This is a genomic window from Paracoccus shanxieyensis (genome assembly GCF_009711265.1).
GTDB classification, from domain to species: domain Bacteria; phylum Pseudomonadota; class Alphaproteobacteria; order Rhodobacterales; family Rhodobacteraceae; genus Paracoccus; species Paracoccus shanxieyensis.
Map to the genome: position 1 here is coordinate 40,120 of NZ_WMII01000002.1, position 13,988 is coordinate 54,107.

Annotated in this window: 11 protein-coding genes; 9 read left to right on the forward strand and 2 right to left on the reverse strand. The window is 63.1% G+C overall.

Going from position 1 to position 13,988, the window contains the following annotated elements; translation table 11 throughout:
- The first annotated feature begins 66 nt into the window (after positions 1 to 66).
- Positions 67 to 1,245 (forward strand): polysaccharide pyruvyl transferase family protein, encoded by a 1,179-nt coding sequence (locus tag GL284_RS02180; protein WP_155043023.1) that lies wholly within the window; start codon positions 67 to 69, stop codon positions 1,243 to 1,245.
- Between the two features lie 111 nt (positions 1,246 to 1,356).
- On the opposite strand, the gene GL284_RS02185 is transcribed toward GL284_RS02180, so the two are convergent.
- The gene (locus GL284_RS02185) at positions 1,357 to 3,315 is read right to left on the reverse strand and encodes an oleate hydratase (protein WP_155043024.1); all 1,959 of its coding nucleotides are present in this window, start codon (positions 3,313 to 3,315) and stop codon (positions 1,357 to 1,359) included.
- 262 nt (positions 3,316 to 3,577) lie between these two features.
- Here GL284_RS02185 and GL284_RS02190 point away from each other — a divergent pair, with 262 nt between their 5' ends.
- Complete coding sequence (locus tag GL284_RS02190; RefSeq protein WP_155043025.1) at positions 3,578 to 4,699, forward strand: pyridoxal phosphate-dependent aminotransferase; 1,122 nt, start codon at positions 3,578 to 3,580, stop codon at positions 4,697 to 4,699.
- Between the two features lie 48 nt (positions 4,700 to 4,747).
- Here GL284_RS02190 and GL284_RS02195 read toward each other — a convergent pair whose 3' ends face one another.
- Positions 4,748 to 5,230 (reverse strand): Lrp/AsnC family transcriptional regulator, encoded by a 483-nt coding sequence (locus GL284_RS02195; protein WP_155043026.1) that lies wholly within the window; start codon positions 5,228 to 5,230, stop codon positions 4,748 to 4,750.
- A gap of 124 nt (positions 5,231 to 5,354) precedes the next feature.
- On the opposite strand from GL284_RS02195, the gene GL284_RS02200 reads away from it, so the two are divergent.
- From GL284_RS02200 to ggt, 7 genes are all read left to right on the forward strand, one after another.
- The gene (locus GL284_RS02200; protein WP_155043027.1) at positions 5,355 to 5,696 is read left to right on the forward strand and encodes a DUF2849 domain-containing protein; all 342 of its coding nucleotides are present in this window, start codon (positions 5,355 to 5,357) and stop codon (positions 5,694 to 5,696) included.
- Positions 5,689 to 7,344: a nitrite/sulfite reductase gene (locus tag GL284_RS02205; RefSeq protein WP_155043028.1), complete on the forward strand. Its 1,656-nt coding sequence runs from the start codon at positions 5,689 to 5,691 to the stop codon at positions 7,342 to 7,344. The genes GL284_RS02200 and GL284_RS02205 overlap by 8 nt, the downstream gene beginning before the upstream one ends.
- The gene (locus GL284_RS02210; RefSeq protein WP_155043029.1) at positions 7,337 to 8,068 is read left to right on the forward strand and encodes a phosphoadenylyl-sulfate reductase; all 732 of its coding nucleotides are present in this window, start codon (positions 7,337 to 7,339) and stop codon (positions 8,066 to 8,068) included. The genes GL284_RS02205 and GL284_RS02210 overlap by 8 nt, the downstream gene beginning before the upstream one ends.
- Positions 8,065 to 8,436 carry a DUF934 domain-containing protein gene (locus GL284_RS02215; protein ID WP_155043030.1) on the forward strand — a complete coding sequence of 124 codons (372 nt, stop codon included), beginning with the start codon at positions 8,065 to 8,067 and terminating at the stop codon, positions 8,434 to 8,436. The genes GL284_RS02210 and GL284_RS02215 overlap by 4 nt, the downstream gene beginning before the upstream one ends.
- Positions 8,437 to 8,489: 53 nt before the next feature.
- Positions 8,490 to 9,329: a ferredoxin--NADP reductase gene (locus GL284_RS02220; RefSeq protein WP_155043031.1), complete on the forward strand. Its 840-nt coding sequence runs from the start codon at positions 8,490 to 8,492 to the stop codon at positions 9,327 to 9,329.
- 125 nt (positions 9,330 to 9,454) lie between these two features.
- Positions 9,455 to 12,025, forward strand: a complete 2,571-nt coding sequence (gene topA / locus GL284_RS02225) for a type I DNA topoisomerase (RefSeq protein ID WP_155043032.1) — start codon at positions 9,455 to 9,457, stop codon at positions 12,023 to 12,025.
- Between the two features lie 176 nt (positions 12,026 to 12,201).
- Positions 12,202 to 13,938 (forward strand): gamma-glutamyltransferase, encoded by a 1,737-nt coding sequence (gene ggt, locus GL284_RS02230; RefSeq protein WP_196216791.1) that lies wholly within the window; start codon positions 12,202 to 12,204, stop codon positions 13,936 to 13,938.
- Positions 13,939 to 13,988 lie beyond the last annotated feature (50 nt).

The window sequence follows — 13,988 nt, forward strand, 5'->3', positions numbered from 1 at the left end:
GCGCCCCCGATCAGTCTCGACCATCACATGCATGAACCTGAAAATTATAGAAAAGTAAGGAAAACCATGAAAATCGCTCTTCTCTGGGAAAGCAAGGACTGCGGTCTTTATTCAAATTCAAGCTTCGAGACGCTTTATCGCAATATCGGCCATAACAACGGCAACTTGGCCTTTGTTCATGCGGTGAAGACGCAGATCCAGGGCGATATCTCGTTCCATCCGTGGCACACGCGTCCCGAAGTCTTCAACCAGGCGGATTTCGTGGTCATTCCCTGCGCAAATCAGCTTGGCAAGCATACCGACCTTGGCGGACTGGCCAATAATCTGGCTGCGGTCGAAAAGCCGATCGTCGCCATTGGTCTGGGGGCTCAGGCCAAGGAATTCGGTGCAGATGTCGAACTGACCGAAGGCACCCGCGCATGGCTGGACGTGCTGATCGAGAACGGTCGCCGTCACGGCATCCAGAACATCTATACTCGTGGCCCTTATACCTCGGAACAGATCGCCAAGTTGACCGGCGCGGAAACCATGGCCAATGGCTGCCCGTCGCATTTCATCAACCCGCGTCCCGATCTTGGGATGCAGATTGAAAAGAACTGGAACGCCAATCCGCTGCCCCAGCGCATTGCAGTCGCAGGTGGCCACGAAAGCTGGCGGAATACGCGCGAAATTGAGCAGCAGCTGATCTCGTTGATGATGGATCCGCAGTTTCCCGGCATCTACATCGTTCAGTCCATGGGCAATATGATCAAGATATCGCGCGGGTTGTTCGACGAGATCGAACCGGAGGTGCTGGACCGGATCCACCAGCATACCGTCCCGCATTACAGCCGCGAGCAGTTCAAGACATGGGCGCTGAACTATGCCCGCTCATTCTATGATGTGGCGGCATGGATGGATGAATTGCGCCGCTATGACCTGCTGATCGGGCCGCGTTTCCATGGCGCGCAGCTGGCGATTCAGGCCGAGCGCATGGCCTGCACCGTGACCATCGACACCCGGACCGAAGAGATGTGCCGCGAAACCGGCGTCCCCTATCTGCGCGCCGACGACCTGACCCAGCCCCTGACGCGGGCGCGGATCAAGCAATTGGTCAAGTTCGACGGGGCTGCTTACGACCGCCACCGGGCGGCGAAATGCGCCCGCTATGTCGGCTTCCTGCAAGCCGCCGGCCTGACGCCAGCCGCCTATCTGCCGCAGATCGCCGCTGGTGCTGCGGACGGGGCCGATCAGGCCGCAGCGTAAGGGGGCAGTCGCGAAGGCCCGCGGGCCTTCGCGTCATCACCTGAACCTGATGCGGGCGCGCAGCGGCATTGTCGCAGCCCGCCCACCAATGGGCATCCTCGCGCCACCCGGCTATTTCCGCGAGCGCGCCTTCATCTCATCGCGGGTCTTTTGCAGCCATGCGGCCACCCCGGCCAAGGCACTGCCCCCGGCCCCCAGCAGCGACTTCAGCTCGGTCTCGGCGGCTTCGCGGGTGGTCTGGGTCGCGTCGGGCATGGGTGGCAGGATATGGGCGTAATAGGTCTTGCCCAGCAGCCGGTGCAGCAGCCGCTCGCCGGGAAAGGGCTGGTTGCTGTTGATCGTGCGGGCCGCCTTGATCAGCGTGCGGATATCATATTGCACCGGGCTGATATCGGGCACCTGCTTGTGCAGCCCCAGCAGCGTATAGACGCCGATCCGAGCCGTGCGGATCGAGCTGTCCATGGTGAACACGATGTCATTGGCCGTCTCGACGAACTGGCCCATCAGCGCCAGATTGGTGCAGCCCTCGGGGACGACATGCGGGCGGTCGCCCTTGGCGCGCGGCATGAACATCGAGGTGATATAGGGCATCAGCGCCAGCCGCACCTTGGTCTTGGCCACGACCGCCTCGACATCCGCGATGCCCAGATGATGGCAAAGCTCCTCAAGGATCTCGCGGCCGGTGCAGGCGGGCATGGGCTTGGCGACCTTGTTGCCGTCCTTGTCCATCAGCAGCGCATAGACCCACAGGACCAGCACATCGCCGGGCTGGTCGGGAAAATGCGGCTGGCGGTTGCAGGTCACGCTCATGACCCAGTTCGAGTCGGTGAAGGTGATGATGCCGCCGGTCACCGTCTTGCCGGAAAACGGGTCGTTGACCGACAGCTCTTTCAGGCGCTCGACCAGCGGCGAGGCCGTGCAGGTCAGCGTGGCCGATTCCCACATCGACTTGTCGACATCGCCATAGAATTTCTGCGGCTTGCCAAAGACCGGCGATTTCGCGGCCAGGTTCTGCCACAGCGCCCAGTCGCTGTCCGGACCGGGCTCTGAACGGCCTCGCTCCAGCACCGGCGCGTGGTCCATATCGCCGTAAGCCGTGCCCTCGGTCATTGATCCGGTCAGCGCAAAGACCACATCCTTGGGATCGACGGCAATGCGCTCCTCGCGCCCGTCCACCTTGGCCAGAAGGCCCGTCACCGTGCGGCTGCCGGCATCGTCCAAGATCTCCAGATCATGAACGCGGGTTGCGAACTGCACCTGAACGCCCAGCGTCTTCAGATGCTGGACCAAGGGCTTCACGAAGGTGTCGTGCTGATTGTATTTCGGAAACACAAGGCAGGACATGTCCGCGAACCCGTCGATGGAATCCAGAAAGCGGTGCATGTACAGCTTCATTTCCAGCAGGCTCTGCCAGTTTTCAAAGGCGAACATCGACCGCCACAGGAACCAGAAATTAGACTGCAGGAAACCTTCGCTGAAGTAATCCTCGATGGTCAGGTCATCCAGATCCTCCTTGCGCTTCAACAGCAGCCGGATCAGTTCCCATTGCTGCGATTTGCTGAGGCCGAAGGTCGAGAAATCCTTGATCTCGCCCTGATTGTGCATCAGTCGGGCCTTGGACCAGTTCGGGTCGGTGTCGTTGACCAGCCGGTATTCGTCCAGCACGCTGTAGCCCTTGGGCAGTTCCAGTGCCTGCACATCCTGAAACATGTCCCACAGATTGTCGTAGTTGAAATTCATCTCGCGCCCGCCGCGGATGATATAGCCGTCCTCGGGGTTTCCGGCCCCGTCCAGCGACCCGCCGGTCACATCCAGCGCGTCCAGAATGGTGATGTCGGATCCCTTCATGCCGCCGTCGCGGATCAGGTAGAAGGCCGCCGCCAGACCGGCGATGCCGCTGCCGATGATCCACGCCTTGCGCCCCTCGACCTGATTGCCGGGATAGGGGCGGTTGCGCATATAGGCGCCCATCATATCGGGCAAGGGCAAGGTGTTGGCCGGTCGGTTGGACCAATAGCCTGCGGTGGCGTCATTCTCGACATTGAATGTCTTGGGGGGATCGGCGCTCATGCTAGGTCTCCTGTCTGATCTGTTTCGACGCGGAAGATGTCGCAGCTTTACGGTCATGGGCGCAGCGGCCCACCTGAATTCCGTGCCGCCTGAAAGCTTGCAAAGAAAAGCCATTGCTTTCAAGCGCTGAGGCCAGCCTCACGATCAATTGCCCGATGCGCCCACGCCACGCAGCCCCTTGGATCGCGGCGCTTGGCTGCCGCGTCAACGGGCGCTCCACCCCACTTGCACCCCAGCCGGATTTGCGCTTCTGCTAGGCGCCATGACCAGATTACGCTTCGCCCCGATCCCCGCCACATTGCCCGCGACCGTGCCCTTTACCGGCCCCGAGGCGCTTGAACGCCAGCGCGGCACCCCCTTCGTGGCCCGGCTGGGCGCCAATGAAAACGGCTTCGGCCCGTCGCCTCACGCGGTCGAGGCCATGATGCGCGCCGCGCCCGAGATCTGGAAATACGCCGATCCCGACAGCCATGACCTGCGCCACGCGCTGGCCGCGCATCACGGCGTCGCGCCGGACAACATCATGATCGGCGAAGGCATCGACGGTCTGCTGGGCCTTCTGGTGCGCCTGACGCTGGCGCCCGGCGAAACCGTGGTCACCTCGGACGGCGCCTATCCGACCTTCAACTATCACGTCGCAGGCTTTGGCGGGCTCTTGCACAAGGTGCCCTATCGCGACGATGCCGAAGACCCCGAGGCGCTGGTCGCCGCCGCCCGCGAAAACTTCGCGCGGCTGGTCTATCTGGCCAATCCCGACAACCCGATGGGAAGCTGGCATCCGGCCCCGCGCATCACGGCGATGCTGGACCAGATGCCGCAGGGCTCGCTTCTGGTGCTGGACGAGGCCTATGCCGAATTCGCCCCGGATGAGGCCATTCCCCAGATCGACCCGCAGGATGACCGGGTGATCCGCTTCCGCACCTTCTCCAAGGCCTATGGCATGGCGGGCGCAAGGGTGGGCTATGCCATCGGCCCTTCGGAACTCATCGCGGGTTTCGACCGCATCCGGAACCATTTCGGCATGAACCGCATGGCGCAGATCGGCGCGCTGGCGGCACTGCAGGATCACGAATGGCTGACCGAAACCCGCCGTCAGGTCGCGGCGTCGCGGGACCGAATCGCGGATATTGCCCGCGCGAATGGCATGACCGCCCTGCCATCCGCCACCAATTTCGTCGCGGTGGATTGCGGCGCGGATGGCGCCTTTGCCCGCCGCCTGCTGGCGGAACTGGCGGTGCTGGGCATTTTCGCCCGGATGCCCGCCGTCGCCCCGATGGACCGCTGCATCCGTATCTCCTGCGGACCCGCGCGCGACCTCGACGCCTTTGCCGAGGCACTGCCGACAGCCTTGCAGCGCGCGCAAGACGCCTCGCGCGACGCCTGAGGTTTCTTCGTTCTTCAAATACTCATGCGGCCGCGCCACCCGGCGCGGTCAGCTCAGCGGCAGCGCGGTGGTCGCCTTCAGCTCTTCCATGGACAGAAGCGCGGTGACGTTGTGGATCTTCACCTCTGAAATCAGCGCCTGATAGAACCGGTCATAGGCGCGCGCATTCCGCACCCGCACCTTCAGGATGTAATCGATGTCGCCCGCCAGCCTGTGCGCCTCGATCACCTCGGGACGGGCACGCACGGCGGCCAGAAAGCGCTTGGCCCAGTCGGGGTCATGTTCGCTGGTGCGGATCAGCACGAAGAAACAGGCGTCCAGCCCCAGCGCATCGGGATCCAGCAGCGCCACCTGACCCCGGATCACGCCTGCCTCGCGCAATTTACGAATCCGGTTCCAGACCGGGGTCTTCGACGCCCCCACACGGGCAGCGATATCGTCCAGCGACAGCGTGGCGTCGTCCTGCAGCAGGGAAAGGATTTTGCGATCTGTCTCGTCCAACCGGGCCGGTGTTTGTCTGTCATCGCTCATCGCGAAACCTGTTCCTTTTTCCACGCGCTAACTGCGGAACCTGTTTCTTATTTTTCTGCCCCACTCGTCAATATGCAGGACAATTTTCTATATAGAGAGAACCCAAACCGAAAGGCAAAAGGCGATGTCCAAGACCTTCACCCCCACCGCTGCAAGACCCGGCGTCATCACTGCGAATGATCTGCGAATGGGCCATTGCGTGTGGATGCGTGACGGCGCATGGACCGCCGACCCGCGCGAGGCCGAGCTCTTCGAGGATGAGGCGATTGCCGATCTGGCGATGCTCGACGCCATGTCGCAGGCGGGCATCGTCGTCGATCCCTATCTGGCCGAGGCCAAGCGCGGTGCAGATGGCCGCCCCGAACCCACCCATTTCCGCGAGGCGTTCCGCCGTCGCGGCCCCTCCAACTACTTCCATGGCAAGCAAGCCGAATTCGGATCCGAAATCGAGGCCAGCAATGTTTGACGCCCGCCCGCAACATAACGAATACCTGCGCCACCGTTCGGCCCAGTTCCGCCAGCAGGTGCAGCGCCGCCTTGACGGCTCGCTGACCGAGGCCGAATTCAAACCGCTGCGGCTGATGAACGGCGTCTATCTGCAACTTCACGCCTATATGCTGCGCGTGGCCATTCCCTATGGCACGATCAGCCCCGACCAGATGCGCACGCTGGCTTTGCTCGCGCGCAAATGGGACAAGGGGTATGGCCATTGGACCACGCGTCAGAACATCCAGTATAACTGGCCGACGCTGGTCGATATCCCGGACATGCTGGATGCGCTGGCCGAAGTCGGGCTGCATGCCATCCAGACCTCGGGCAACACCATCCGCAACGTCACGACCGACGCCTATGCCGGCGCTGCGGCCGATGAGGTCGCCGATCCGCGCCCCTATGGCGAACTTATCCGGCAATGGTCCACCGATCATGCGGAATACCAGTTCCTGCCGCGCAAGTTCAAAATCGCCATCACGGGGTCCGAAAAGGACCGCGCAGTGATTGCCGCCCATGACATCGGCCTGCGCCTCAAGCGCAACGACAAGGGCGAAATCGGCTATCAGGTCTGGATCGGCGGCGGCCTTGGCCGCACGCCCATGATCGGTCAGGTGGTGCGGGAATTCCTGCCCGAAGCCGACCTGCTGCCCTATATCGAGGCGATCATCGCGGTCTATAACCTCTCGGGCCGTCGCGACAACAAATACAAGGCCCGCATCAAGATCACCGTCGCCGAGCGCGGCCTTGACGTGATGCGCGAGGAAATCGAGGCCGAGTTCCTGAACCGCCGCGAAGTCTTCTCGGGCGTCGATCAGGATTATCTGGCCGCGCTGAAAGCCATGTTCGCCGCCCCCGATTTCCGCAATGCGGACGACGGCGACTATGAGGCGCAGCGCGCTGCGAACCCGGCTTTCCGCAGCTGGACCGACACCAATTTCATGCCCCACAAGGCGCCCGGCTATGCCAGCGTCAAGATCAGCTTCAAGGCACCGGGCCAGACGCCGGGCGATGCCTCGGCCGAACAGATGGACCTGCTGGCCGATCTGGCCGAGCGTTACGGCCATCATGATCTGCGCATCAGCCACGATCAGAACGTGGTCATGCCGCATGTCCACAAATCGGACCTGTTCGCGCTGTATCAGGACCTGAAAGCCGCGGGGCTGGCCACCGCCAATGCCGGGTTGATTTCGGACATCGTGGCTTGCCCCGGCATGGATTACTGCGCGCTGGCCACCGCGCGCTCGATCCCGATTGCCGAAGAAATCGCCGCGCATTTCCGGGCCCGCGACATCGAAAGCGAGATCGGCAAGATCGACATCCGCATCTCGGGCTGCATCAATGCCTGCGGTCATCACCATCTGGGCCATATCGGCATTCTGGGGCTGGATCGCGCCGGGGTCGAAAACTACCAGATCACGCTGGGCGGCGACGGCTACGACATTCCCGCCGTGGGCCAGAAGCCCGGCGCGGGTTTCGGGGCCGAGGATGTCGTGGCGGCCGTGGACCGCATCATCAACACCTATCTTGAGGTGCGCGAGTCCGAAGAAGAGCGTTTCATCGACGCTTACCGCCGCGTGGGGATGGCTCCGTTCAAGGCGGCGCTGTATCCGGCCCATGCTTGATGACACGCTGGATGCGCGCGCTGCGCGGCTGAATGATCGCTATAAGCATCATGCCGCGACCGAGGTGCTGCGCCGCGCCCTGAAGGATCCCGATCTGGGATCGACGACGCTGGTGTCGTCCTTCGGCTCGGAATCGGTGGTGCTTTTGCACATGGTCTCGGTCGTGGCGCCGGGCACGCCGGTTCTGTTCATCGACACCATGATGCTGTTTCAGGAGACGCTGGATTATCAGCTTGAGGTCACGCAGAAGCTGGGCCTGACCGATGTGCGGGTGATCCGCGCCACGGAACGCGAAGTGGCGCTGAACGACCCGGACGGCACGCTGCATCAGTTCAGCACCGATGCCTGCTGCGATTTCCGCAAGACGATCCCGCTGGAGCGCGAGTTGTCGAAATTCGACGCGTGGATCACCGGGCGCAAGCGCTTTCAGGGCGGCGAGCGGCAGGAGTTGCAATTCTTCGAATCCGAGGCGCCCTCGCGTCTGCGCATCAACCCGCTGGCGCATTGGCGGCGCGAGGATGTGCAGGAATATATGGCGGAAAACAATCTGCCGCGTCACCCTCTGGTCGCCAAGGGCTATGCCTCGATCGGCTGTGCGCCCTGCACCTCGCCCATCAAGCCGGGCGAGGATCCCCGGGCGGGCCGCTGGCGCGGCCAGTCCAAGACCGAATGCGGCATCCATTTCATCGGCGGCAAGATGGTCCGCGCAGGAGCAGGTTCATGAGCGATTTCTTCATCGTCCGCGACGACGGCTTTCACCCCGATGACGGGGCCGAGCCCATCGTTCTGGCCCCCGATACCGACCCCGCGACGCTGGCCGACCATCTGGACCAGCCGCTGATCGCCGTGGATTTTCCCGCCTTCAGCGACGGGCGGGGCTTTACGCTGGCCCGGCTTTTGCGCGAGAAGGGATTCTCGGGTCGCCTGCGTGCCGTGGGCAGCCTGATCGCCGATCAATACGCCATGGCGCGTCGGGTGGGCTTTGACGAAGTCCGCATCTCGGCCGCACTAGCCGCCCGCCAGCCACAGGATCAGTGGCTTTATCGTGCCGACTGGCAGGAATGGGACCACCGTTCGCGCCTTGCCGGATGATGCCGGGGTTTTCCCCAGCGCCTTTGTGACCTAGAAAGACCGGGATTTATCATATGACCCTGGACGTGCCCGTGGCCGATACTGCCGCCAAACCCGCAAAGACCATGCCCGATGCCCAGACCGTCACCTCGGTCAAGCATTGGTCGGATACGCTGTTTTCGTTCCGCGTGACGCGGCCTGCATCGCTGCGGTTCCGGTCGGGCGAGTTCGTGATGATCGGCCTGCCCGGCGATAACGGCAAACCGATCCTGCGCGCCTATTCCATCGCCTCGCCCAACTGGGACGAGGAGTTGGAATTCTATTCGATCAAGGTGCCGGACGGGCCGCTGACCTCGAAGCTGCAAAAAATCCAGCCGGGCGATGAGATCATCCTGCGCCCCAAACCCGTCGGCACGCTGGTGCTGGACGCGCTGCTGCCCGGCAAGCGCATGTGGTTTCTGGCCACCGGCACCGGCCTTGCGCCCTTCGCCTCGCTGATGCGCGACCCCGAGCTTTACGAGCGCTATGAGCAGGTGATCATGATGCATACCTGCCGCACCGCCGAAGAGCTGACCTATGGTCGCGAACTGGTCGAGAACCTGCGCCACGATCCGCTGCTGGGCGAGATCTATGGCGAAAGCTTCGCCGAGCGGCTGCTGTATTATCCCACCACCACCCGCGAAGAATCGCCGCTGATGGGCCGGATCACCGATAACATGACCTCGGGCAAGGTGTTTGCCGATCTGAGCCTGCCGCCGATGGATGTCGCCACGGATCGTGCGATGATCTGCGGCAGTCTGGCCTTTAACACGGATGTGAAGGCGGTGCTGGAAGGCTTTGGTCTGGAAGAGGGCGCAAACAGCGATCCCAAGCAGTTCGTGGTCGAAAAAGCGTTCGTCGGCGACGGTGTCTGATGCCGCGACCGGGGGTTTCACACCCCCGGACCCCCGTGGAGTATTTTCAGAACGAAGAAGGGCAGCGTTGACAGTTCGTTGAGGGATGCCCATTTTCTCGGGCCGAATCATCTGAAGGAATTTTCATGCCTGTCGTCGTCGTCGAATCTCCTGCCAAGGCCAAGACGATCAACAAATATCTGGGCGACGACTATACGGTTCTGGCCAGTTTCGGGCATGTCCGTGATCTGCCGCCGAAGGATGGCAGCGTCGACCCGGATGCGGATTTCGCCATGAAATGGGAAGTCGCGTCGGAGTCGAAAAAGCACGTCAAGGCGATCAAGGATGCGCTGGCATCCGATCCGAACCTGATCCTTGCGACCGACCCCGATCGCGAGGGTGAGGCGATTTCCTGGCATCTGCTGGAGGCCTTGGCTCCGGCCCTGAAGAAGGGTGCCGAGGTCAGCCGCGTCACCTTCAACGCGATCACCAAGACGGCCGTGACCGAGGCGATGGCAAATCCGCGCCAGATCGACCAGCCGCTGGTCGATGCCTATCTGGCGCGTCGGGCGCTGGATTATCTGGTGGGGTTCAACCTGTCGCCCGTGTTGTGGCGCAAGCTGCCGGGGGCGAAATCGGCGGGTCGGGTGCAGTCGGTCGCGCTGCGGGTGATCGTCGACCGCGAGATGGAGATCGAGGCGTTCAAGGCGCGCGAATACTGGTCGGTTCATGCGAAGCTCGCGACGCCGCGCGGCGATCAGTATGACGCGACCCTGACCGTCTTTGGCGGCAAGAAGCTGGAGCGCTTCGATCTGGCGACGGAAAAGGATGCGATGCTGGCAGTGTCTGCCATTGCGTCGCGCGATCTGAAGGTGGCGAGCGTCACGGCAAAGCCCGCAAGCCGGAACCCATGGCCGCCCTTCATGACCTCGACCCTGCAGCAAGAGGCCAGCCGCAAGCTGGGTCTGGGCGCGCGCGCCTGCATGGGCTCGGCCCAGCGGCTGTATGAGGCGGGCTATATCACCTATATGCGGACCGACGGCATCGACATGGCGCCCGAGGCCGTGATGGCCGCGCGCGATGCCATCAAGAAGCGCTTTGGCGAGGAATATCTGCCGAAATCGCCGCGCATGTACAAGAACAAGGCCAAGAACGCGCAGGAAGCGCATGAATGTATCCGCCCGACCGACATGATGCTGTCGCCCGACAAGCTGTCGGTCACCGACAAGGACCAGAAGGCGCTGTATGATCTGATCTGGAAGCGCACCATCGCCAGCCAGATGGAATCGGCGCGCATGGAGCGCACCACGGTCGAGATCGCCAGCGCCGACGGCGATGTCGGTCTGCGCGCCAATGGTCAGGTCATGCAGTTCGACGGTTTCCTGAAGGTCTATGATCAGGGCCGCGACGATGAGGAGGACGAGGACGGTCGCCGTCTGCCCCTGATCGAGCAGGGCGAGGCCGCATCCAAGCGTGGCGTCACCCCCGAGCAGCACTTCACGCAGGCGCCGCCGCGCTATACCGAGGCCACGCTGGTCAAGCGCATGGAAGAATTGGGAATCGGGCGCCCCTCGACCTATGCCAGCATCGTGACGACCATTCAGGACCGCGATTATGTCCGCAAGGAACAGTCGCGCCTGATCCCAGAAGACAAGGGGCGGCTGGTCACGATCTTTCTGCTGAAATATTTCCCGCGCTATGTCAGCTATGACTTCACCTCGAGCCTTGAGGGCGAGCTGGACGATATTTCCTCGGGCGAGCGGGCCTATCGCGAGGTGCTGCGCCGGTTCTGGAAAGACTTCACCGCGGCGCTGGAAGGCACCAGCGAGCTGCGCATCACCGAGGTGCTTGAGGCGATCGACGAGGCGCTGGCCCCGGCGCTTTACCCGCCGCGCGCCGATGGCAGCGATCCCCGCGAATGCCCGCTGTGCCACAAGGGCCGGCTGCATCTGAAAACCGCCCGCTCCGGCGGGGCCTTCGTCGGCTGCACGAATTATCCCGAATGCCGTTTCACCCGTCCCTTGGGCAACCCCGATGCCGAGGCGGTGGGCGACAGCGTGCTGGGCGTGGATAATGGCGATGAGATCAGCCTGAAGAATGGCCGCTTCGGCCCCTATGTCCAGCGCGGAGAGGCCACGGCGGATGTGCCAAAGCCGCCGCGTGCCTCGGTGCCCAAGGGGTGGGAACTGGCCTCGGTCGATCTGGAAAAGGCGCTGGCGCTGCTTGCGCTGCCGCGAGAGATCGGGCCGCATCCCGAAGATGGCGTCGTCGTTGAGGCGGGGATCGGGCGATACGGCCCCTATGTGAAGCATGGCGCGAAATACGCAAACCTGCCGGATGTCGATGAGGTCTTCAGCATCGGCATGAACCGCGCGGTCGAGGTGCTGGCCAGCAAGCCCACCCGCGGCAGGGCGGCCCCCGCCGCGCCGCTGGCCGAACTGGGCGAACATCCCGATGGTGGCCCGGTGCAGGTGCTGAACGGGCGTTACGGACCCTATGTCAGATGGGGCAAGGTCAATGCGACCCTGCCACGCGATCTGGAACCGGGTGCGGTCACGCTGGAACGTGCGCTTGAACTGATCACCGAAAAAGCCGGCAAAGCGAAAAAGCCCGCTGCGAAGAAATCCGCAGCAAAAGCTGCGGAGAAAAAGCCTGCTGCGAAAAAGGCACCGGCAAAAAAGGCGCCTGCCAAGAAACCCGCCAAACCTCCGGCGTAACTCCCGGCCCGGATGTTCATTTTGGGTATTTGGAAAACAAGGAGAGCTATCAGGCTTCCTTGTTTTTCAAATACCCATTTGACGACATCGCCACCCGCGCAGCGTTTCCCAACTCGCGCGTTTTGACCTTGGCGGACAGCCTGCTAGGCTAAGCTGGTCCAAGCGGAGGTATCGGCATGTCAGTCCTGCGGTTTTCTGGGGTATTCACTATCGGTATCGGCATCGCGCTGGCCGGACAGGCTGGGGCGCAGGATGCGGCCGCGTTCTTTTCCAATATGGATCGCATCCATCCGGTCTGGGCGCAGAACGGCATGGTGTCGGCGCAAGAGCGTGTCGCCGCCGGGGTCGGGCGCGATATTCTGGCGCGGGGTGGCAATGCTGTCGATGCTGGCGTCGCGGTGGCGTTCGCTTTGGCGGTGACCTTGCCGCGGGCCGGCAATATCGGTGGGGGCGGTTTCATGCTGGTTCATGACGCCGCAAGCGGTCAGACGCAGGCCATTGATTATCGCGAGATGGCGCCTGCCGGTGCATCCCGGGACATGTTCCTGAATGCCCAAGGCGAGGCCGACAGCGAGAAGTCCTTGCGCAGCGGTGCGGCTTCGGGTGTGCCGGGGACGGTGGCCGGGATGCGCATGGCGCTGGAACGTCATGGCAGCATGGATTGGGCCGAGGTCATCGCCCCCGCGATCCGTCTGGCCAGCGAGGGCATCACCGTCACGCCGGAGCTTGCCGACAGCATCGAGGCCTCGCGCGAGGAGCTTTCGGCTCATCCGGCCAGCGCGGCCATCTTCTTCAAGCCCGACGGCAGTGGCTGGCAGCCGGGCGAGGTGCTGGTACAGGCCGATCTGGCCCGGACGCTGCGGGCGGTGGCCGAGCAGGGTCCGGACGGGTTTTACAAGGGCCCCGTCGCCGAAGGCATCGCCAGGGCCGTGCAGGCTGCCGGCGGTCCGATGACGGTCGAGGATCTGGCTGCCTACAAGCCGGTGCTGCGCGATCCGGTGCGGGGCAGCTATCGCGGCTATGACATCGTGTCGATGCCGCCGCCATCCTCGGGCGGGGTGCATCTGATCCAGATCCTGAACATTCTGGAGGGCTATCCGATCGGGGCTTTGGGCCATAACAGCGCCGAGACCATCCATCTGATGGCCGAGGCGATGAAGCTGGCCTATGCCGACCGGTCTGAATATCTGGGCGATCCGGATTTTGTCGATGTGCCGGTCGCGGCGCTGACCAGCAAGGATTATGCCGCCAGTCTGCGCGCAAAGATCCAAAGCGGGTTTGCCATGCCCTCGGACATGATCGGGCCGGGCGATCCGGGGCCTTACGAATCCGATCAGACCACGCATTTCTCGATCATCGACAAGGACGGCAACGCGGTTTCCAACACTTATACGATCAATCTGGACTATGGCTCGGGTCTGGTCGCCGAGGGCACGGGCGTGCTGATGAACAATGAGATGGACGATTTCTCGGCCAAGCCCGGCGTGCCCAACGCCTTCGGGCTGATCGGCGGCGAGGCGAATGCGGTGGCGGCGGGCAAGCGGCCGCTGTCTTCGATGACGCCGACGCTGGTCTTGAAGGACGGCAAGGTCTGGCTGGCGACGGGTTCGCCCGGCGGTGCGCGGATCATCACCACGGTGCTGCAGGTGGTCATGAACATGATCGACCATGGCATGAATGTGGCCGAGGCCTCGACCGCGCCGCGCATCCATCACCAGTGGCTGCCCGACGAGTTGCGCATCGAAGAGGGCATCAGCGTCGATACCCTGCGGTTGCTGGCCGCCAAGGGGCATGTCATCCGCGAACAGCCCACGATGGGCTCGACCCAATCGATCATGCGCGACGGGCAAAGCGGTGCGCTGCTGGGGGCCTCGGACCCGCGCAGGCCGGATGCGGCCACGGTTGGGTTCTGATTGACAGGGCTTCGCCGCACCTGCACAAAATCCTTGAGGAAGTCCGGAGG

Bases quoted from the DNA above. Each gene is read 5' to 3' on its own strand.
- GL284_RS02185 (WP_155043024.1), bottom strand. From the start codon at position 3,315: ATGAGCGCCGATCCCCCCAAGACATTCAATGTCGAGAATGACGCCACC.
- topA (WP_155043032.1), top strand. From the start codon at position 9,455: ATGCCTGTCGTCGTCGTCGAATCTCCTGCCAAGGCCAAGACGATCAAC.
- GL284_RS02180 (WP_155043023.1), top strand. From the start codon at position 67: ATGAAAATCGCTCTTCTCTGGGAAAGCAAGGACTGCGGTCTTTATTCA.
- GL284_RS02195 (WP_155043026.1), bottom strand. From the start codon at position 5,230: ATGAGCGATGACAGACAAACACCGGCCCGGTTGGACGAGACAGATCGC.
- GL284_RS02200 (WP_155043027.1), top strand. From the start codon at position 5,355: ATGTCCAAGACCTTCACCCCCACCGCTGCAAGACCCGGCGTCATCACT.
- ggt (WP_196216791.1), top strand. From the start codon at position 12,202: ATGTCAGTCCTGCGGTTTTCTGGGGTATTCACTATCGGTATCGGCATC.
- GL284_RS02220 (WP_155043031.1), top strand. From the start codon at position 8,490: ATGACCCTGGACGTGCCCGTGGCCGATACTGCCGCCAAACCCGCAAAG.
- GL284_RS02190 (WP_155043025.1), top strand. From the start codon at position 3,578: ATGACCAGATTACGCTTCGCCCCGATCCCCGCCACATTGCCCGCGACC.
- GL284_RS02205 (WP_155043028.1), top strand. From the start codon at position 5,689: ATGTTTGACGCCCGCCCGCAACATAACGAATACCTGCGCCACCGTTCG.
- GL284_RS02210 (WP_155043029.1), top strand. From the start codon at position 7,337: ATGCTTGATGACACGCTGGATGCGCGCGCTGCGCGGCTGAATGATCGC.
- GL284_RS02215 (WP_155043030.1), top strand. From the start codon at position 8,065: ATGAGCGATTTCTTCATCGTCCGCGACGACGGCTTTCACCCCGATGAC.